The sequence below is a fragment of the Herbaspirillum sp. WKF16 genome, assembly GCF_028993615.1.
In the GTDB taxonomy this organism is placed as follows: Bacteria; Pseudomonadota; Gammaproteobacteria; order Burkholderiales; family Burkholderiaceae_D; genus Herbaspirillum.
Window position 1 is genome coordinate 3,651,282 of record NZ_CP118632.1, and the last position, 20,954, is coordinate 3,672,235.

Annotated in this window: 17 protein-coding genes; 14 read left to right on the forward strand and 3 right to left on the reverse strand. The window is 64.7% G+C overall.

All coding sequences use genetic code 11. The features are described from left to right. The first annotated feature begins 49 nt into the window (after positions 1–49). The 13 genes from Herbaro_RS16510 (at position 50) to Herbaro_RS16570 (ending at position 13,323) form a co-directional block, all read left to right on the forward strand. Positions 50–775, forward strand: coding sequence for a YebC/PmpR family DNA-binding transcriptional regulator (locus Herbaro_RS16510; RefSeq protein ID WP_275010704.1), 726 nt, complete (start codon positions 50–52; stop codon positions 773–775). Positions 776–828: 53 nt separating this feature from the next. After that, on the forward strand, positions 829–2,097 hold the full coding sequence (gene purD, locus Herbaro_RS16515) for a phosphoribosylamine--glycine ligase (protein WP_275010705.1): 1,269 nt from the start codon (positions 829–831) through the stop codon (positions 2,095–2,097). 228 nt (positions 2,098–2,325) lie between these two features. Beyond that, complete coding sequence (locus Herbaro_RS16520; RefSeq protein ID WP_275010706.1) at positions 2,326–3,156, forward strand: mechanosensitive ion channel family protein; 831 nt, start codon at positions 2,326–2,328, stop codon at positions 3,154–3,156. A 61-nt stretch (positions 3,157–3,217) separates the two neighbouring features. Beyond that, the gene (hemF, locus tag Herbaro_RS16525) at positions 3,218–4,186 is read left to right on the forward strand and encodes an oxygen-dependent coproporphyrinogen oxidase (protein WP_446719277.1); all 969 of its coding nucleotides are present in this window, start codon (positions 3,218–3,220) and stop codon (positions 4,184–4,186) included. 11 nt (positions 4,187–4,197) lie between these two features. Beyond that, positions 4,198–4,866, forward strand: a complete 669-nt coding sequence (locus Herbaro_RS16530; RefSeq protein ID WP_275014040.1) for a nicotinate-nucleotide adenylyltransferase — start codon at positions 4,198–4,200, stop codon at positions 4,864–4,866. Beyond that, positions 4,866–5,648 (forward strand): ribosome silencing factor, encoded by a 783-nt coding sequence (gene rsfS, locus Herbaro_RS16535; protein ID WP_275010708.1) that lies wholly within the window; start codon positions 4,866–4,868, stop codon positions 5,646–5,648. The genes Herbaro_RS16530 and rsfS overlap by 1 nt, the downstream gene beginning before the upstream one ends. After that, positions 5,648–6,118, forward strand: a complete 471-nt coding sequence (gene rlmH / locus Herbaro_RS16540) for a 23S rRNA (pseudouridine(1915)-N(3))-methyltransferase RlmH (protein WP_275010709.1) — start codon at positions 5,648–5,650, stop codon at positions 6,116–6,118. Before rsfS ends, rlmH begins: the two co-directional genes overlap by 1 nt. A 46-nt stretch (positions 6,119–6,164) precedes the next feature. Further along, positions 6,165–6,779 (forward strand): Maf family protein, encoded by a 615-nt coding sequence (locus Herbaro_RS16545; protein WP_275010710.1) that lies wholly within the window; start codon positions 6,165–6,167, stop codon positions 6,777–6,779. After that, positions 6,776–8,239 carry a ribonuclease G gene (gene rng, locus Herbaro_RS16550; RefSeq protein WP_275010711.1) on the forward strand — a complete coding sequence of 488 codons (1,464 nt, stop codon included), beginning with the start codon at positions 6,776–6,778 and terminating at the stop codon, positions 8,237–8,239. The genes Herbaro_RS16545 and rng overlap by 4 nt, the downstream gene beginning before the upstream one ends. Positions 8,240–8,447: 208 nt before the next feature. Then, the gene (gene msbA / locus Herbaro_RS16555) at positions 8,448–10,184 is read left to right on the forward strand and encodes a lipid A export permease/ATP-binding protein MsbA (RefSeq protein ID WP_275010712.1); all 1,737 of its coding nucleotides are present in this window, start codon (positions 8,448–8,450) and stop codon (positions 10,182–10,184) included. A gap of 12 nt (positions 10,185–10,196) precedes the next feature. Next, positions 10,197–11,300, forward strand: a complete 1,104-nt coding sequence (locus Herbaro_RS16560; RefSeq protein ID WP_275010713.1) for a glycosyltransferase family 9 protein — start codon at positions 10,197–10,199, stop codon at positions 11,298–11,300. Then, complete coding sequence (locus Herbaro_RS16565; RefSeq protein WP_275010714.1) at positions 11,297–12,283, forward strand: glycosyltransferase family 8 protein; 987 nt, start codon at positions 11,297–11,299, stop codon at positions 12,281–12,283. Before Herbaro_RS16560 ends, Herbaro_RS16565 begins: the two co-directional genes overlap by 4 nt. Before the next feature lie 59 nt (positions 12,284–12,342). After that, the gene (locus Herbaro_RS16570; protein WP_275010715.1) at positions 12,343–13,323 is read left to right on the forward strand and encodes a glycosyltransferase family 8 protein; all 981 of its coding nucleotides are present in this window, start codon (positions 12,343–12,345) and stop codon (positions 13,321–13,323) included. 70 nt (positions 13,324–13,393) lie between these two features. Here the strand turns inward: Herbaro_RS16570 and Herbaro_RS16575 are convergent, their stop codons facing one another. Continuing rightward, positions 13,394–14,608 (reverse strand): O-antigen ligase family protein, encoded by a 1,215-nt coding sequence (locus tag Herbaro_RS16575; protein WP_275010716.1) that lies wholly within the window; start codon positions 14,606–14,608, stop codon positions 13,394–13,396. A gap of 436 nt (positions 14,609–15,044) precedes the next feature. Here Herbaro_RS16575 and Herbaro_RS16580 point away from each other — a divergent pair, with 436 nt between their 5' ends. Further along, positions 15,045–16,130: a glycosyltransferase family 9 protein gene (locus Herbaro_RS16580; RefSeq protein ID WP_275010717.1), complete on the forward strand. Its 1,086-nt coding sequence runs from the start codon at positions 15,045–15,047 to the stop codon at positions 16,128–16,130. Between the two features lie 39 nt (positions 16,131–16,169). Here Herbaro_RS16580 and Herbaro_RS16585 read toward each other — a convergent pair whose 3' ends face one another. Both Herbaro_RS16585 and dnaE read right to left on the reverse strand, forming a co-directional pair. Continuing rightward, on the reverse strand, positions 16,170–17,429 hold the full coding sequence (locus Herbaro_RS16585; protein ID WP_275010718.1) for an O-antigen ligase family protein: 1,260 nt from the start codon (positions 17,427–17,429) through the stop codon (positions 16,170–16,172). Positions 17,430–17,475: 46 nt separating this feature from the next. Further along, complete coding sequence (dnaE, locus tag Herbaro_RS16590; protein WP_275010719.1) at positions 17,476–20,934, reverse strand: DNA polymerase III subunit alpha; 3,459 nt, start codon at positions 20,932–20,934, stop codon at positions 17,476–17,478. Positions 20,935–20,954: the final 20 nt, after the last annotated feature.

The following is a 20,954-nucleotide window of genomic DNA, read 5'->3' on the forward strand; positions in this document are numbered from 1 at the left end:
TGATCAGTTCTGGTTTCTGGCATCACTACCCTCGCAGGAAAGATTCAACATGGCTGGACACAGCAAATGGGCCAATATTCAGCACCGTAAAGGCCGTCAGGACGAAAGGCGCGGCCGCATCTGGACCCGCCTGATCAAGGAAATCACCGTGGCCGCCCGCATGGGCGGCGGCGACCCCGACGCCAACCCCCGCCTGCGCCTGGCGGTGGACCGAGCCTCCGACGCCAACATGCCCAAGGACAACGTGACCCGCGCCATCCAGCGCGGCACCGGCGCCCTGGACGGCGTGAACTACGAGGAAGTGCGCTACGAAGGCTACGGCATCAACGGCGCGGCCATCATCGTCGACTGCATGACCGACAACCGCGTGCGCACCGTGGCCGAAGTCCGCCATGCCTTCTCCAAGTTCGGCGGCAACATGGGCACCGAAGGTTCGGTGGCCTTCCTGTTCAAGCACTGCGGCCAGCTGATGTACGCCCCCGGTACCGACGAGAACGCCGTCATGGAAGCGGCGCTGGAAGCCGGCGCCGAAGACGTGGTGACCGACGAGGAAGGCGGCATCGAAGTGCTGACCGGCCCCAACGACTTCTCGGCCGTGAAGACGGCCATGGAGGCCGCAGGCTTCAAGGCCGAGCTCGCCGAGATCACCATGAAGCCGTCCACCGAGACCGTGTTTGCGGGCGAGGACGGCATCCGCATGCAGAAACTGCTGGACGCGCTGGAGAACCTGGACGATACCCAGGAACTCTATACCAACGCGGTCATTGAAGAATAAATCGAAGAGCCGGCAGCCCTCGCCCTCCGCTCCATTTTTTTAAGCGAATTCACATGAAAATCCTAGTTGTCGGCTCCGGTGGCCGTGAACACGCCCTGGCCTGGACCATCGCCAAATCGCCGCGCATCCAGACCGTCTACGTTGCCCCCGGCAACGGCGGCACCGCGCTGGACGAGCGCCTGCAGAACATCGCCATCACCGATCCCGCCGCGCTGGCCGACTTCGTCGAGCAAGAGCACGTGGCGCTGACCGTGGTCGGCCCGGAAGCGCCGCTGGCGGCCGGCATCGTCAACGTCTTCCGCGCGCGCGGCCTGAAGATCTTCGGCCCCACCAAGGAAGCCGCCCAGCTGGAAAGCTCGAAGGATTTCGCCAAGGCCTTCATGCAGCGCCACGCCATCCCGACCGCCGAGTACCAGACCTTCTCGGACGTGAAGGCCGCGCATGACTACATCGCGCAAAAGGGCGCGCCCATCGTGATCAAGGCCGACGGCCTGGCCGCCGGCAAGGGCGTGGTGGTCGCCATGACGCTGGAGGAAGCGCACTCGGCGGTGGACATGATGCTGTCCGACAACAAGCTGGGCGACGCCGGCGCGCGCGTGGTGATCGAGGAATTCCTGGCCGGCGAGGAAGCCTCCTTCATCGTCATGGTGGACGGCAAGAACATCCTGCCGCTGGCCACCAGCCAGGATCACAAGCGCCTGCAGGACAACGACCAGGGCCCCAATACCGGCGGCATGGGCGCCTATTCGCCAGCTCCCATCGTGACCCCGGCGCTGCACGCGCGCGTGATGCGCGAGATCATCGTGCCGACCGTGCAGGGCATGGCCAAGGACGGCATCCCGTTCTCGGGCTTCCTGTACGCCGGCCTGATGATCGACGACGAAGGCAACCCCAAGACGCTGGAATTCAACTGCCGCATGGGCGACCCGGAAACCCAGCCCATCATGGCGCGCCTGAAGACCGACCTGCTGTCGGTGTTCGAGCATGCGGTGTCGGGCACGCTGGACAAGGTCGAGCTGGAATGGGACCGCCGCACCGCGCTGGGCGTGGTGATGGCCGCCTACAACTATCCCGACACCCCGCGCAGCGGCGACCTCATCACCGACATCCCGGCCGAGACCGCCGATTGCGTGACCTTCCACGCCGGCACCACCCTGACCGGCGACAAGCTGACCACCTCGGGCGGCCGCGTGCTGTGCGTGGTGGGCCTGGGCGACAGCGTGAAGGTGGCGCAGAAGCACGCCTACGCAGCCGCCGACCTGATCCATTTCGCCGGTTCGCAGATGCGCCGCGACATCGGCTGGCGCGCCCTCAAGCGCTGAGCAGGAAGCCGCAAGCCGGCTTGCCGCCGGCTCGGCCGAAGCCTCGAACAATCCCCCGCAAAACGCGTGTTTGCGGGGGATTGTTCATGAGGGGGCAGGCCTTTCGCATAAAATCTCGGGCGCATTGCAACAAAAACGCCAGCCCGCGAACTAAACAGCTCACGCGGGAAGCGCCCACGGCCGCTCCCGCCGCACCCGGACACAAGAAGCAGAAAAGGAACCCCTCGCATGCAACAGCACCTCCTGAACCTGGATACGCTCATCAACCTCTACCTGGTGCCGTTCGGCCTGAAGGTGCTCGCCGCCATCGCCATCTGGATCATCGGCGGCATGTTCGTCAACACCTTCGCCAAGGTGGTGCGCCGGGTGCTCACCGCCCGCCAGTTCGAACCCACGCTGATCAACTACGCGGTCTCGGCCATCCATGTGGTGCTGCGCGTGCTGCTGGTAATGGGCATCCTGGAGGTGTGCGGCATCCCCACCACCTCGTTCGCGGCCATGATCGGCGCGGTCGGCGTGGCGCTGGGCGTGGCCTGGTCGGGCCTCCTGGCCAACTTCGCGGCCGGCATCTTCCTGGTGGTGCTGCGCCCGTTCAAGGTGGGCGACTACATCACCGCCGCCGGCCAGACCGGCACCGTCGCCGACATCGGCCTGGTGACCACCATCATCACCACCGACAACAACCTGCGCGTGATCATCGGCAACAACAAGCTGTTCTCCGACAACATCATCAACTACAACGTCAACCCCACGCGCCGTACCGACCTGCGCTGCCAGATCGCCTACAGCGTCGATCCGCAGGAAGCCATGGCCAAGCTGATGGCGCGCATCAAGCAGATTCCCAACGTGCTGGAGACCCCGGCGCCGGGCATCGCGATCCAGGAGTTCAACGCCACCGGCACCCTGATCGCGCTGCGCATCCACGCCCCGACGCCCAACTTCGGCCAGGTCTACAACGACGTGCAGAACGCCGTGGCCGAGGTCTGCCTCAAGGAAGGCTGGCCGGCGCCGGCCACCTACCAGGTGGCGGTGCCGCTGGCGCAGCCGCCCCAGGCCTGACCGGAATTGCCACAAAACCAGCCCGGCTCAGGCCGGGCTTTCGTTTTGGCCGCCCCGGAGCATGCCCGGCAAGGTACAATTCGGGGGTATTTGTAACCGTGCCCTTGAGCGACACGCCGTGACCACCTCCCCGAACGCCACCTCTTCCGTCAAAGCCTACCTGCAGGATTTGCAACACCGCATCGTCACCGCCCTTGAACAGGCCGATGGCAAGTCCTTCCTGTCCGATTCCTGGGAACGCCCGGAAGGCGGCGGCGGGACTTCGCGACTGCTGGAAGAGGGCAATGTGCTGGAGCGCGGCGGCGTCGGCTTCTCGCACGTGATGGGCAAGAACCTGCCGCCTTCGGCCGCGGCCAATCGCCCGCACATCGCCGGGCGCGAGTGGGAGGCCATGGGCGTCTCGCTGGTGCTGCATCCGCGCAATCCGTACGTCCCGACGGTGCACATGAACGTGCGCTTCTTCACCACCCACGCCGAGGGCGAGGAGCCGGTCTGGTGGTTCGGCGGCGGCATGGACCTGACACCCTACTACGGCTTCGAGGAAGACGCGGCGCACTTCCACCGCGCCTGCCGCGCCGCGCTGCAGCCCTTCGGCGAGGAGCTGTATCCGCGCTTCAAGACCTGGTGCGACGAGTACTTCTACCTGAAGCACCGCAAGGAGCCGCGCGGCGTGGGCGGCATCTTCTTCGACGATTTCAACGCCCTGCCCTTCGAGCAGGCCTTCGCCATGCAGCGCAGCGTGGGCGACGCCTTCCTGGAGGCCTACCTGCCGATCCTGGCGCTCCGCCGCGATACGCCCTATGGCGAGCGCGAGCGCGACTTCCAGGCCTATCGCCGCGGACGCTATGTGGAATTCAACCTGGTGTTCGACCGCGGCACGCTGTTCGGCCTGCAGTCGGGCGGACGCACCGAGTCCATCCTGATGTCGATGCCGCCGCTGGTGAAGTGGCGCTACGACTGGAAGCCCGAGCCCGGCAGCGCCGAAGCCCGGCTGTACTCCGACTTCCTGGTGCACAAGGATTGGCTGTGAACGCGCCGCAGGTGCGCGCGCCGGCGGCCCGGCGCTGCGTCGCCGTGCTCGGCGGCAGCTTCGACCCGGTGCATACCGGCCATGTGCTGCTGGCCGAGCATTTCGTGCAATTGCTGCAACCCGACGAGCTGCGCGTGATTCCCGCCGGCAACCCGTGGCAGAAGCACGGCCTGCAGGCCACGCCGGCGGACCGGGTGGAAATGGTGCGGCGCGCCTTTGATGGGCAGCGGGTGCCGGTCTACATTGATGAGCAGGAAATCCGCCGCACCAGCGCGACCTACACCATCGACACCCTGCGCGCGCTGCGCGCGGAACTCGGGGCCGAGGTCTCCATCGTATTTCTGATGGGCGCCGACCAGCTGCTGCACCTGGACACCTGGCAGCACTGGCAGGAATTATTTGATTACGCGCACCTGTGCGCCGCTTCGCGCCCGGGCTTCGACCTGGAAGAAGCACACGTCCCGCCGGCGGTGATGGAGCAATTCACGCGCCGCGGCGGCAATCCGCAAGAAATACGCAGCACCGCGCACGGATACGGCTACCTGGCCTCCGGGCTGGCGGTCGACATCTCGTCGACCGAAATCCGTGCCCAGCTGCAACGCGGCACCCGCCCCGATTCGCTGATACCGGCGGGGGTGCTAGACTATATCGAACAACAACATCTGTACCGAAACCAATAATGGACATCAAAAAACTGCAAACCCTGGTCGTGGACGCCCTTGAAGACGTCAAGGCGCAAGAAATCCGCATCTTCGACACCACCCACCTGACCAGCCTGTTCGATCGCGTGGCGATCGTCTCCGGCACCTCGAACCGCCAGACCAAGGCGCTGGCGGCCTCGGTGCGCGACAAGGTCAAGGCCAAGGGCGGCCACGTGATCAGCGTCGAAGGCGAAGACACCGGCGAATGGGTGCTGGTCGACCTGGGCGACATGATCGTCCACATCATGCAGCCGGCCATCCGCGCCTACTACCGCCTGGAAGAAATCTGGGGCGACAAGGAAGTGAAGCTGGGCGCGGCCAAGCGCACCGGCACCTCCGCCACGGCCAAGCGCATCGCCGCCGAAGCCGGCGACGCGCCGGCGCCGAAGATGCGCCGCACCAAGGCCCAGGCCGAAGCGGTCGAAGCCAGCCAGGCGCTGGACGACGATGACGAGAAAAAGCCGACCCGCAAGCCGCGCGCCACCACCGCCACCGGCACTGCGCGCCCCACCCGCAGCACCACGGCGACGGGCGCCGCCCGCCCTGCTGCACGCACCACGCGCACCACCGGCACCAAGGCGGCCGCGCCCAAGACCACCACCACCCGCGCCACCGCGACCAAGGCCGGCGCCGCCGCCAAGCCTGCGGCCAAGAGTCGCACCACGGCCTCCAAGACGCCCACCGGCAAGACCGTGCGCGTGGCCGCCACCAAGAGCACCACTGCCAAGAAGCCGGCCGCCAAGCGCTCCGCCAAGGCTTGATGCAGCTGGTCATCGCTGCAGTCGGCCACAAGATGCCGGCGTGGATCGAAACCGGCTTTCAGGAGTATGCCAAGCGCATGCCGCCTGAATGCCGGATCCTGCTCAAGGAAATCAAACCCGTTGAACGCTCCGGCAGCCGCACGGCCGAAACCGTGATGGCGCAGGAGCGCGAAAAGATCGAGGCGGCGCTGCCCAAGGGCGCGCGCGTGATCGCCCTGGACGAGCGCGGCCGCGACTGGACCTCGGTGCAGCTGTCGCAGAACCTGCTCCAGTGGCAGCAGGACGGCCGCGACGTCGCCTTCGTCATCGGCGGCGCCGATGGGCTCGATCCCGGCTTCAAGGCCGGCGCCGAAACGCTGATACGCATTTCCAGCATGACCCTGCCGCACGGCATGGTGCGCGTGATGCTGGCTGAACAACTGTACCGGGCGTGGTCGATCACCCAGAACCATCCGTATCACCGCGCCTGACACCTCACATTACCGCCGGCTACGGCCCGCGGAGAAATGAGTGCCCATGAAACAAGCGGAACAGAAGATCTACCTGGCCTCCAAGAGCCCGCGCCGGCGCGAGCTGCTGCGCCAGATCGGCATCGATTTCGAACTGCTGCTCTCGGAAAAGGAAGTCGACGAGAGCGTGCTGCCCAATGAGGGGCCACTGGACTACGTGGCCCGCGTCACGCGCGACAAGCTGGAAAGCGCGCAGCAGACGATGATCCTGCGCCAGCTGCCGCACCGTCCCCTGCTCTCGGCCGACACCACGGTGGTGATCGATCACCTGATCCTGGGCAAGCCGGCCAATCACGAGGAAGCGGTGCAGATGATCACGCGCCTGTCCGGCCGCACCCACCAGGTGCTCACCAGCGTGGCCGTGGGCCTGACCATGGGCGTGGAAACCGAGATCTGGCAGGTGACCCAGCAGTCCGACGTCAGCTTCGCGGCGCTGACCGATGAGGCCATCGAAGCCTACTGCAGCACCATCGAACCCTACGACAAGGCCGGCGCCTACGGTATCCAGGGCCTGGCCTCCATGTTCATCAGCAATATCGTCGGCAGCCATTCCGGTATCATGGGACTGCCGCTGTTCGAGACGGCTCAACTATTACAAAAAGCGGGCGTTCGAATCCTATGAGCGAAGACATTCTGATCAACATCACCCCGCAGGAGACACGCGTGGCGCTGGTCCTGCAGGGCGCCGTGCAGGAGCTGCACATCGAGCGCACGCTCTCGCGCGGCCTGGCGGGCAACATTTACCTGGGCAAGGTGGTGCGGGTGCTGCCGGGCATGCAGTCGGCGTTCATCGACATCGGCCTGGAACGCGCGGCCTTCCTGCACGTGGCCGACATCTGGGAAGCGCGGCCGCACGACGGCCAGAACGCGCCGGCCACGCCCATCGAGAAGCTGCTGCACGACGGCCAGACCGTCACCGTGCAGGTGATCAAGGATCCCATCGGCACCAAGGGCGCGCGGCTGTCCACGCAGATCTCCATCGCCGGGCGCATGTTGGTCTACCTGCCGCAGGACAAGCACATCGGCATCTCCCAGCGCATCGAGAACGAGGCCGAGCGCGAGCTGCTGCGCAGCAAGGTGCAGGCGCTGCTGCCGCCGCAGGAAAAAGGCGGCTTCATCATCCGCACCATGGCCGAGGACGCGTCGGATTCGGACCTGCAGATGGACGTCGAGTACCTGCGCAAGACCTGGGCCGCCATCGGCGCGCAAGGCAAGACCAACCCCGCCCCCACCCTGCTGCACCAGGACCTTTCGCTGGCCCAGCGCGTGCTGCGCGACTTCGTCAGCGACGACACCTCCAGCATCCAGGTCGATTCGCGCGAGAACTTCCACATGCTGCAGGAGTTCGGCGCCACCTACACGCCCTCGGTGCTGCCCAGGCTCATGCACTACCGGGGCGAGCGCCCGCTGTTCGACCTGTACGGCGTGGAAGAAGAGATCGAACGCGCGCTGGGGCGCCGGGTGGACCTGAAGTCGGGCGGCTACCTGATCGTCGACCAGACCGAGGCGATGACCACCATCGACGTCAATACCGGCAGCTTCGTCAACGGCCGCAACTTCGACGACACCATCTTCAAGACCAACCTCGAGGCGGCCCACGCCATCGCGCGCCAGCTGCGGCTGCGCAACCTGGGCGGCATCATCATCCTCGACTTCATCGACATGGAGAGCACCGAGCACCGCAGCGCCGTGCTGGCCGAGCTGGGCAAGGCCCTGCATCGCGACCGCACCAAGATCTCGGTCTCCAACTTCTCCACGCTGGGCCTGGTGGAGATGACGCGCAAGCGCACCCGCGAGTCGCTGGCCCACATCCTGTGCGAGACCTGCCCCGCCTGCCGCGGCCGCGGCCAGGTCAAGACCTCGCGCACGGTGTGCTACGAGATCCTGCGCGAGGTGATGCGCGAAGCCAAGCAGTTCAACCCCCGCGAATTCCGCATCCTGGCCTCGCAGGTGGTGGTGGACATGTTCCTGGAAGAAGAATCGCAGCACCTGGCGATGCTGGGCGACTTCATCGGCAAGCCGATTTCGCTGCAGGTGCAGAGCGACTACCAGCAGGAGCAGTACGACATCATCCTGATGTGACGATACCGGCGGCAAGCGGCCTGCGGGCCTGCCGCCGCACTCCCCTCGCCCCCCAACCGGCCTTTCCCGCCCGCAACAAGGGCGCGCGGATCCTTGTCGACATGACAGCATTCCCGCAAGCGAAGCCCCCAAGAACGGCCCGCCGGGCCGGCGGACGCGGCATAATCTCTCTTTTCGTCATTTTTGCGTCGCAAGCTAGGAATACCTGATGCTGTCCACCAACATGAAACGCCTCGCCGCCCTGCACTGGCCTTACAAGAAGCGCCTGGCGCTGGCGTTCCTTGCCATGATCGTCACGGCCGCCACCGAGCCGGTCGTGCCCTACATCTTCCAGGTGCTGCTGGACAAGGGCTTCGTCGGCAAGCCGACGTTCTCGCTGTGGCTGGTGCCGGTGGCGGTGATCGGCATCTTCTTCATCCGCGGCATTGCCACCTTTACCAGCTCTTACATGATGACCTGGGTGTCCACCCGCATCCTCAACGAGCTGCGCAGCCAGATGTTCGCCCGCATGCTGGACCTGCCGGTGCACTTCTACGCCAACAACACCGTGGGCAAGGTCATCAACTCCATGATGTTCGAAGTGCAGCAGATCATCGACATGGTGACCAAGGTGTTCACCTCGATCGTCCGCTCGGCGCTGACCGTGCTGGGCCTGCTGGCCTGGCTGCTGTACCTGAACTGGGTGCTGACCATCGTCACGCTGGTGCTGCTGCCGCTGGTGACGATCGTGGTGCGCGCCACCGGCAAGCGACTGAAAAAGCTCAACCGCGACTCGCTGGCGGTCAATGCCGAGATGACCCAGGTGATCGAGGAGACCACCCGCGCCCAGCAGGTCATCAAGATCTTCGGCGGCCAGGAATATGAAAAGAGTCGCTTCCACCAGCGCGCCGACAACCTGCGCCGCTACACCATGCGCATGACGGCGGCCTTTTCCTCGACGGTGCCGATCACCCAGCTGATGACGGCCACCGCAGTGGCGATCGTGATCGTGATGGCGCTGGTGCAGTCGGGCAACGGCCAGATCACCGTGGGCGGCTTCGTCTCCTTCATCACCGCGATGCTGATGCTGCTGGCGCCGCTGAAACAGCTGGCCGAGATCAACGGCCCCCTGCAGCGCGGCGTGGCTGCGGCCGAAGAGGTCTACAACCTGATCGACAAGCCCACCGAACGCGTCACCGGCGAGGCACTGGCGCAGCGCGCCACCGGCAAGCTGGACTTCGTCGACGTCAGCTTCGCCTACCCCGGCCACGAGCAACTGGCGCTGAAGAACCTGAACCTGAACGTCGCCGCCGGCGAGACCATCGCCTTCGTCGGCATGTCCGGCGGCGGCAAGTCGACGCTGGTGAGCCTGATCCCCGGTTTCTACTCCACCAGCGGCGGCGAGATCCGCCTGGACGACCGTCCCATCGAAACCATCTCGCTCTACAGCCTGCGCCAGCAGATCGCGATGGTGAACCAGAACACCGTGCTGTTCGACGACACCCTGGCCGCCAACATCGCCTACGGCGATCACCATCCGGATCCGGCGCGGGTTGCCGCCGCGGTGGACGCAGCGCACCTGAACGACGTCGTGCAGGGCCTGGCCGACGGCCTGCAGACCAACATCGGCGACAACGGCTCGCGCCTGTCCGGCGGGCAGCGCCAGCGTGTGGCGATTGCCCGCGCCATCTACAAGGATGCGCCCATCCTGATCCTGGACGAAGCCACCTCGGCGCTGGACAGCGAGTCCGAACGCGCCGTGCAGGCTGCGCTGGATCGCCTGATGCAGGGCCGCACCACCTTCGTGATCGCGCACCGCCTGTCCACCATCGAACGCGCCGACCGCATCGTGGTGCTGGCGCACGGACAGATCGCCGAAATCGGCAACCATCAGGAGCTGCTGGCCAGGGAAGGCGTCTACGCCAACCTCTATCGCCTGCAGTTCTCCCAGCAAAAACAAGCCTGACCCGCGACCGGCATGCCAACAAGTACACTGATTCCAGCGGACCTGCTGAAAAAATCGGACAGGATCCTGTTCATCGCCCACCTCGCGCTGGGCGATTTCACCTACCTGCAAAACTTCTTCAAGGCCTTCGCCGAGCAAAACCCGCAGCTCAGGGTCGACCTGTGGATCGACGAAGTGCGCCGCACGGCCGACGCCGCGCAATGGCCGCACCTGAAGAAATACGCCCTGTACGACTGGACCGAGGCCTGCCCCTTCTTCGCCAAGGTCTATCGCAACACCTACAGCCCCGAGCTGTATCGCGCCTCGATCGCCGAGGCGCGCCGCGAGAACTACCCCATCGTGGTGTCGCTGGCCACGCTGCGCCCGCACCTGTACGCGGGCCTGGCGCGCGAGATCAGCCCGGAGGGGCTGGTGATCGGCATGGACAAGAAGGTCAAGTTCTTCCAGCCGCATCACCTGCTGGCCTACCGCAAGCTGGATGCGGCCATGCCGCCCTTGCGCGACGCCGGCCCGGAGCATCACATCAGCGACGTCTACGCGCACTGGTTCAAGCAGCTGAGCGGCCTGGAAGTGACGCCGCAGGCGCGCTTCCCCTTCGTCGCGATCCCGCAGCAGTGGCGCGCCTGGGCCGAGGAGAAACTGGCGGCCTGGCAGTTCTCGCCGCGCACCGGCAAGCTGGTGTTCATCAACCCCTACGCCAAGACCAGGAAGCGCTGCTGGCCGCTGGAACATGTCGCCGCGCTGGTCCAGGCGATGCAGGCGCAACCGGGCTGGCAGGATGCCTGCTTCATCGTCAACGCGGTGCCGCAGGAGCTGGCCAACGCGCGCGACGTCATCGGCCGCTACCGCTTGCAGCGCACCGAACTGTTCAGCGCGGAAGAGAATTTCTTCCAGCTGCCGGCGGTGCTGGAACGCTGCGACCTGATCATCTCGGTGGAGACGGCGGTGATGCACCTGGCCAACGCCGTCCACGTGCCGGTCATCGCGCTGATGCGCCAGAAAAATCCTGAATGGGTGCCGGTGGACCGCGCCAACAGCACCGTCATTACCGCACCGAACCGCCGCGACTGGGTCAAGGCCGTCACCGTAGAACAAGTCATGGAAGCCATCCGATGAAGGTCCCCACAACACAAGACATCATGGCCGCGCCGGCCAACGGCAAGCCCTCGTTCCACATCGCCTTCTGCGTCGACAACAACTACTTCCGCGCAATGGGCGGCACCATCGCCTCCATCGTCGCCAACAACCCCGGCCAGCATTTCACGTTCCATGTGCTGGCGTTCGAGGTGACGGACGACCACCAGCGTCGCCTGAAACAGCTGGAGCAGATGTATCGCGTCAAGACCGAGCTGCACCTGCTGGACCTGGCGTCGTTCACCCAGTTCTCGCATTTCCTGGGCCACTCGCACTACTCGCTGTCGATCTTCACGCGCCTGGTGATCCCCACCGTGCTGCGCGGCGTGACCGATCGCGTGCTGTACCTGGATGCGGACATCCTCTGCTTCAACAGCGTCGACGAGCTGGTGGACATGGACATTTCCGGCGACATCGCGGTGGTGGTGCCCGACGCCCCGGTGACGCTGCAGCGCCGCGTCGCGGCGCTGGGCCTGAAGCACAACGAATACTTCAACGGCGGGGTGTTCTTCATCAACATCGAGAACTGGCTGGCCGAAGACATCACCGCCAAGACCCTCGATACGCTCTTGACCAGCAAGACCGACATGCGCTTCAACGACCAGGACGCGCTCAACATCGTCCTGAACGGCCGGGCGCGCTACGTCTCGCCCAAGTGGAACTACCTGTACGACCTGATCCACGACCTCAACGTCAACAAGTTCGCCCTGAAGCCGGTGGGCAAGGCCATCTTCGTGCACTTCGCCGGCGCGGTGAAGCCATGGGCAGCCTGGAGCCGGCATGAAGCCTGCGACCTGTTCCGCCGCTACCTCGACATCTCGCCCTGGGCCGACATGCCGCTCGACACCGAGCCGCGCAACACCAAGGAGCTGCGCATGCATTCGCGCTTCCTGTACCGCCAGGGGCGCCCGCTGGAAAGCCTGAAATGGTACGTGCGCTATCTGCGCAAGCGGGCGGCGAAGTAAAACAGGACAAGCCGCAACGCCCCATTCATCCGATTCATCCCGCATCAGAATCCGACTTCATGCCGACCATCCGCCATCAAGACGCCTTTCACATCGCCTTTTGCGTCGACAACCACTATTTCCGCGCCATGGGCGCGATGATCGCATCGATCATCGCTCACAATCCCCGGCGGCGCTTCGTGTTCCATGTGTTCGCCTTCCATGTTTCGGAAGACAACGCCCGGCGCATGAAGGAGATCGAGCTCAATCCGGATATCCAGGTGGTGCCGCACGTGGTCGACCCGTCGCTGTTCCAGGGGTTCGCGGACATGATCGCCTCGTCGTACTACTCGCTGTCGACGTTCACCCGCCTCATCGTGCCCTCGGTGCTCAAGGACGTGACCGACCGCGTGTTCTACCTCGACGCCGACATGTTGTGCATCGGCTCGCTCGACGAGCTGGCGGCGATGGATCTCGAGGACACCGTGGCGCTCGTGGTGGAAGACGTGGGCTGGTCCACGCCTGAAGGAAGAGACGGGCGTTATTCCGTGCTTGGCATGAAGGCGCGGCACTACTTCAACGCCGGCATCCTCTACATCAACATCCATGAATGGGAAAAGCATCGCATCAGCGAGACCGCCATCGAGTTGCTGTTGTCGAACCGCGAGAAACTGACCTTCAACGACCAGGACGCGCTCAATATCGTATTGGAAGGACGGGTCCGCTACATTCCCATCAAGTGGAACTACATCTACAGCATGATCGCCGACCTCAAGCGCGGCAAACTGTCGATGGATGCCGTGGGCGATGCCGTCATCCTGCATTTCGCCGGCCTCATCAAGCCGTGGAACGACTGGAGCGGCCACGTGGCGCGTGAACTCTATCTGCGCTACCACGCCCTGTCCGCCTGGCGGGATACGCCGCTCGACACGGCTCCGCTGAATCACAAGGAGATGCGGATCCACTCGCGCTCGCTGATGAAGCGCGGCAGGATCGCCCTGGGGCTTTACTGGTACCTGCGGTTCGCACAAGCTGCCCTGGCCCGGAAACTGAAGCGCTGATGCAAGAAGGGCTGCGGCTCCCGCGGGAACCGCAGCCCTTCTTGTCTTCCCGCAACGGGAACCCGGCGCCTCAGCGCGCTGATCGCTCTTCTTCGGCTCGCAGCAGCGCCCACAGGATCACGGTGGTGAACCCCAGCGTCATCACGCCGGTATTGTGCGCCATGAACACCTGGGAAAAACCGAAGCAGATGTAGTTGATGATCAGGATGATGCCGCCCACCGCATACGGCCGGGCGCGTTCCGCGCCCGACCTGAAGCGGCGGAAGAAATAGCGCAGCGGCACGAAGTACAGCAACAGCAGCGCCGCCAAGCCCGGCAGGCCGCGTTTGACGACGGCATCCAGCCATTCGTTGTAGACATGGTTGTTCTCGCGCATGAAGGGATCGATGCGTCCGGCGTCGATCTGGGCCGACTCCCATGCCACGAAACCGGCCTTGCCCATGCCCAGCAAGGGACTGTCCGCAGCCGCCAGGTATCCGGTGCGCCACATCTCCATACGCGTGCCGATCGATGTCTCGGCATTCTTGTTCTTCATGTACATGGCGGCCTCGCGCCACGCCAACTCGGCGCGCTCGCGCACGCCGGTGCGCGGCACCGCGAAGACCACGATCGCGGCGGCCAGCACCACTCCCACGATGCGCCAGACATGGCGCTTCTCGATTTCGCCGCCATAGCAGGCGTAGAGCGCCAGCAGACAGAACGGGAAGGCCATCCAGCTGCCGCGACTGCCGGTAAACAATGACCCAAGCAGTCCCATGACGCCACCGATTGTCAAGGCTACGATCCAGCTGCGCGAGCGATCCTGGCGCAGGGCCCAGCCGATGCCCGCCAGCGACAGCATGCCGATGATGAAGCTGATGTTACCGTATTGAATAGGATTGGTATGGCCGCCGGCGCGCTCGATGTGCAGGCCCAAATTCTGATAGCCGGCGAACAGCCCGGCGAGCATGCCGCCGACGGCGAGCCCGCCCCAGAAGAAACCGGGAGCGGGCGGATAGGCGCGCAGCAGCAGCAGCGCCGGCACCGCCAACAGGAAGCGCAGCGGCAGGTCGTATTCCTTGACGATCTCATGGTGCAGCAGGTTCATGCCTACCGAAACGGCGAAATAGAACAGGAAGACCGCGATCAGGGCGCGATCTTCCCGCGAAAGGGGTGCGCGACGACGGCGTTCGAGCAAGACGACGCTGCCCAGGACCAGCAGGCCGGACCCCACGGAAAAACCACTGGGCACAATCAGGGAAATCGCTGAATAAAGAAATACCGCAAACGAGGTGAAACGATTCATCAATTACCTTTGTTACTTGATTTATGGTTTTTATGGCACGTGCCGTCTCTTGAGAGCAGCCCCCTCTCCCCGGCACGCCTCCCGGTGCTGCCGGCGCGGCATCACGCGCAAGCGCAGGTGAAATTGCGCTGCCCGATCCACCGTCGACGACAGCCCAGGGCGAAAGAGTTGAATTATGCCATCGGCCGACAGTGCCGGGCACTTCTCCCATCGTCCGGGACGAGCATGTGCCGATATCGGCCGCCAGACGTTGCATGAATGCAGCAAGCCACGGCGACAATCACACCGGCCGATCCGGCTGTCTTCCCGGAAAGGAAATATGAACGACGCTTGACGCGAATTTATCGGATTTAACCTCAGCATTAGGAACCGGCTGTCGAGGTGGAAGCTCCATACATCTATGCTCATAGAAACAACTTCCCTCGGCAACCCGGACATGAAATCCGCCTTCCCGCTCCTCGAGAGCTCTCACATCCTTATTTGTCGAACCGACAACATCGGCGACGTCGTCCTCACGCTGCCCATGGTGCAGCGCCTTCGCGAACTCGTGCCGGGGGCCAGGATCACCCTGCTGTGCCGCGCGTACGCCATGGATATCGCGCGCCTGTCCTGCGCCGTAGACGACGTGGTGGCGCTGGAAGAGATTGGAGACGACCCCGTAGCCCACCTGCGGCGCCTGGCGGTGGATACGATCATCTTCGCCCAACCCGACAAGAAGCTGGCGCTGGCCGCCTTCCGTGCGGGCATCCCGAACCGCGTCGGCAACGCTCGGCAAAAACTTTACCTGATGCTGTTCTGCAACCGGCGCGTGCGCTTCAGCAAGAGGACTTCTCAGGATCACGAGGCCCAGATCAATTTCGAATTCCTCAGGCCCTTCGGATGCAACACCATCCCCACGCGGGAAGAGATTTCGGGCTACCAGCATTTCCTCCTGCCTGCGCCGAGCGCCGACATGATGCAGCTGCTGGATGCCGACCACTTTCACGTGATCTTCCATCCCTGTTCGAACGGGCACGGCCGCGAATGGCCCATCGGGCACTTCACCGAATTGGCAAGGCGGCTGGGCGACCATGGTGGAATCAAGATATGGCTGACCGGCAGCCCCGGCGAAGGCGAGTGGCTGAGGGCCAATGCGCCGGAGCTGCTCGCGCAGGCCCATGTCAACGACGTCTGCGGGCGCTTCTCGTTGGCCGAACTGGCCATATTCATCGACGCTGCGGATGCACTGATTGCCAGCGGCACCGGCCCGCTGCATCTTTCCGGCGCGCTCGACCAGCGCACCATCGGACTGTTCCCGCCCACCCGTCCGATGCATCCGGGCCGCTGGGCGGCGCTCGGCAGGCGCTCCATCAATCTCACCAGCCCCGAGGAAAACTGCGCCCACTGCGATTCGAACGCCGGGCGCACCTGCGCCTGCATGGCCGCCATCACACCGGAACGGGTGGGCGCCATCGTCGAGCAATGGCACAAGGAAGACGCCGCGCGGCCCATGCATCAAGCCGCCTTGTCGGCCGTTCGCTAGGCGACGCACATCCGGAAGCGGCTGCGCCGCAGCCGCCGCTTATGGACGCTCACCCTGGCGCGGCTGCGACCAGTCGGCCTTGCAGTTATCCATGCACACCAGGAAGACGGCGAGGTTGATCGCATAGAATCCGTTGAGGATCACCCAGAAGAACATGACGTCGGTCAGGTCGAAGACCCAGAATCCCAGACACAGCGTCACGCCCATTGCGGCATAACTGCGCACCCGCATGTCGGGATGGCGCAGCTCGCGGAAAAAATAAACCAGCGGCACGAGGTAGACCAGGAGCAATGCCGCCAGCCCGCCGATTCCCCACAGGGCCATCTGGAACAACATTCCATTGTGCGAGTGGGGCAGCTCCGCAATGCCCGGACTGGTCAGTTTTCTGGCCGCCAGGCGGTACAGTTCGGGCTTGAAGTTCTCACGACCGATGCCCAGCAAAGGATGCTCCTCGAACATGAGCCAGGAGGCGCGCCAGATATCCAGGCGTTGTCCTACCGAGGTGTCCCGGTTGGCGCCCGTGGCATAGTCGGCGAGATTGCTTTGCACTTCGTGCAAGCGTTCCCTCACCATCTCGCTTTGCGTGGCGGCCGCCCCCAGCAGGATCAGAGGAAACAAGGCGATGAGCACTTTCTGCCAGGGCCGCAGGTTCTTCAGATACCAGACGAAGAAGACCGCATAGAACGGCAACACCAACCAGGTGCCTCGGGTCTTGATCATGAATGTCACATAGCAGGCCAGCGCGACGGCGAGCACCTTGGCCGCCAACAACAAGCGCCCGCGCTCCCCGCGCAGCGACACCAGCAGCCACACCGCCAGCAGCAGCGCCATGTTGGAGAATGCAATGCCCGCCATGAACCCCAGACTGCCGGTATTGGGCAGGCTGCCGCCCTCGGTGACCCGCCATGCCTTGACAAAGGCAAGCACGGCGGCGAGCACCCAGGCCCAACTCAGCCAGCTGCCTTTTTCGATGCGCACGCGCCGCACCGCGAAGAACACGAGGACGAATACGGCCAGACGCAGGGGCCTGTCGTAATCGCGGGAATTGAAGTCGCCCGTCCCGGCCTGGTGCAGCAGCACCGCGACGGCCGGCAAGGTCATGGCGAGAAACAGCGGCCAATAGCGGCGCCACGCAAGCGCGCGCGGGGCAGGCTGCAGGCGGGAAGGAGACAACAGGTCGATGACGCCGCACAATACCAGCAGGAACAGGCAGGTATTGGACAGGTCGGGCACGATCAGGGCCAGCGCCGAGAACAGCAACAGCAGCGCTCCGATGACATGATGGAAAGACAACCTCATCAACCGCGTCCTCCGGTTCCTGTCTCCAGGGATGGATTGGCGGCCCTCAATATTCCACCACCACCGCTTCCTTGCCGAACGACGCCGCCAGCGAACTCTGCAGGCTGTCGCTGGGGTTGACCCGCCACGCATCGCCCAGCACCACCTCGCAGCCGGCGTCCGGCTGCAGGTAGCGCATCACGAACGGCAGGCCCTGGTCCTGGCGGTGCGACGACAGCGCGTCGCGCAGCTGGTTGGCATCGACCGCCTTGTTGATCGACACCACCATGCGCACGCCGTACTGGATGCGCGCCGCGCCCAGGTCCATGACCTTCTCCGCCGAGACGCGCAGGCCGCCGTTGAAGCGGTCTTCAGAGACCTTGCCCTGCACCACCAGCAACTCGTCTTCCTTGATGATGTGCTTGAAGGGTTCGAACACCTCGTTGTAGATAGTGGCTTCGATCACGCCGGTGCCGTCGTCGAGCGTGCAGATCACGAGCTTGCCGCGCTGGGTCATCTGCACCCGCACGCCGGTGATGATGCCAGCCAGGCTGCGTGGTTCGCGCGACGGCTCCAGGCTGGAGATCTTGGTGCGCACGAAGCGCCGCACTTCCTTTTCGTAGGCCGAGAACAGGTGGCCCGAAAGATAGAAGCCCAGCGCGCCCTTCTCTTCGGTCAGGCGCTGCTTGTCGCTCCAGGCCGGGACCTGCACGTATTCCAGCGGCGCCTCCAGGTCGCTGTCGTCGCCACCGAAGAGGCTGACCTGGTTGGCCGATTTCTCGGCCTGCTCGGCGCTTTCCCAGGCCAGGTTGACCGAGGCCTGCAGGATCGCGCGGTCGACCTTGAAGCAGTCGAAGGCGCCGGCGCGGATCAGCGAGTCGATGGTGCGCCGGTTGATCTGCTTCTTGTCGACGCGCTTGGCGAAGTCGAACAGGTCCTTGAACGGGCCGTCCTTGCGCGCTTCCAGGATGGATTCGATGGCGTTCTGGCCGGCGCCCTTGACCGCGCCCAGGCCGTAGCGCACATGCGCGGCCTTCTTGCCGGCCTCGGCCACCGGCATGAAGCGGTAGTCGGATTTGTTGATGTCCGGCGGCAGGATGGTCAGCTTGCAGATATCGATCGCGTCTTCGATCAGGATCTTGACCTTGTCCGTGTCTTCCATGGCCAGCGACAAGTTGGCGGCCATGAACGCGGCGGGATGGTGGGCCTTGAGGTAGGCCGTGTAGTACGACAGCAGCGCATAGGCGGCGGCGTGCGACTTGTTGAAGCCGTAGCCCGCGAACTTTTCCATCAAGTCGAAGATCTCGTCGGCCTTCTCGGTGGACAGCCCGTTCTTGGCCGCGCCTTCGCGGAACAGTTCGCGGTGCTTGGCCATCTCCTCGGCCTTCTTCTTGCCCATCGCCCGGCGCAGCAAGTCGGCGCCGCCCAGCGAGTAGCCGCCGATCACCTGCGCCATCTGCATCACCTGCTCCTGGTAGACCATGATGCCGTAGGTCTCGGAGAGGATGCCTTCCGTACGCGGGTCCGGATAGTCGAAGGCTTCGCCGTGCTTGCGCTTGCAGAAGTCGGGGATCAGGTCCATCGGGCCCGGACGGTACAGCGCCACCAGCGCGATGATGTCCTCGAAGCGGTCGGGGCGCGCGTCCTTCAGCATGCCTTGCATGCCGCGGCTTTCAAGCTGGAACACGGCGACCGTCTTGGCCTTGGTCAGCAGCTCGTAGGAGGCGCGGTCGTTCAGGGGCAGCGTTTCCAGCTCGAAGCCGGCATTGGCCGGGTCGAGCATGCGGATGTAGCGCACCGCGCGGTCGAGGATGGTCAGCGTGGTCAGGCCCAGGAAGTCAAACTTCACCAGGCCGACGGCCTCCACGTCATCCTTGTCGTACTGCGACACCACGCCGGCGTCGCCGCCCTGGGTATACAGCGGGCAGAAGTCGGTCAGCTTGCCGGGGGCGATCAGCACGCCGCCGGCGTGCATGCCGATGTTGCGGGCGATGCCTTCGACCTGCTGGGCCAGGCCCATCAGCTGCTTCACTTCCTCTTCGTTCTCCAGGCGCTCCTTGAGCAGCGGCTCCTCCTCGATGGCGTCGGCCAGCGTCACCAGCTTGCCGGGCTTGAACGGGATCAGCTTGGAAATGCCGTCGCAGAAGTTGTAGCCGAGGTCGAGCACGCGGCCGACGTCGCGCACCGCGCCCTTGGCCGCCATGGTGCCAAAGGTGGCGATCTGCGAGACCGCCTCCTTGCCGTAGCGGTCCTTCACGTACTGGATCACGCGGTCGCGCCCTTCCTGGCAGAAGTCGATGTCGAAGTCGGGCATCGAGACGCGCTCGGGGTTCAGGAAGCGTTCGAACAGCAGGTTGTAGCGCAGCGGGTCGAGGTCGGTGATCAGCAGGCAGTAGGCCACCAGCGAGCCGGCGCCGGAGCCCCGGCCGGGGCCGACCGGCACGCCGTTGTTCTTGGCCCACTGGATGAAGTCGGCCACGATCAGGAAGTAGCCCGGGAACTTCATCTTGATGATGGTGTTGTTCTCGAACTCCAGGCGCGCCTCGTAGCGCGGGCGCTGCTTCTGGCGTTCGGCTTCGTCCGGGAACAGGTGCTTGAGGCGATCCTCCAGGCCGGCCTTGGTCTGGGCCACCAGGAAGTCGTCGATGGTCATGCCATCCGGCGTGGGGAAGTCAGGCAGCTGCGGCTTGCCCAGCTGCAGCACCAGGTTGCAGCGCTTGGCGATTTCCACGCTGTTGGCGAGGGCGCCCGGCAGGTCGGCGAACAGCTCGGCCATCTCGGCCTGCGACTTGAAGTACTGCTGGTCGTTGAAGCGGCGCACGCGGCGCGCGTTGGCCATGATCTCGCCCTCGGCGATGCAGGTGCGCGCTTCGTGGGCGATGAATTCCCCGGCGCTCTGGAACTGGACCGGGTGCGTGGCCACGCTGGGCAAGCCCAACCTGGCGCCCAGCGCCACGGTCTGGCGCACCTGCATTTCCATGTTGGCCTGGCCGGCGCGCTGCAGCTCGAGGTAGTAGGCGCCGGGGAATATCTCCGCCCAGCGGCTGGCGCATTGCTCGGCCAGCGCCAGGTTGCCGTTGTCGATCGCCTGGCCGACGTCGCCCATGGACGCGCCGGACAGCGCGATCAGGCCGTTGCCGCCTTCCTGGCGGCGCAGCGCGTCCAGCCATTCCATGCGCACTTCGGCGCGGCCCTTGTACTGGTTGCTGAGCCAGGCTTCGGAGAGCAGCTCGCACAGCTGCAGGTAGCCTTGCCGGTTCTTGATCAGCACCAGCAGGCGCGAGGGCTTCTCGCGGTCGGCGTCGTTGGTGATCCAGAGGTCGCAGCCGGCGATGGGCTTGACGCCCTTGCCGCGCGCTTCCTTGTAGAAGCGCACCATGCAGAACAGGTTGGACAGGTCGGTGATGGCCATGGCGGCCTGGCCATCCTTGGCGGCGGCCTTGACGATGTCGTCGATGCGCACCAGGCCGTCGACGATGGAGTACTCCGAATGCATCCGGAGGTGTACGAATTGCGGTGTAGTCATGGGGCCACATTTTACCGGAG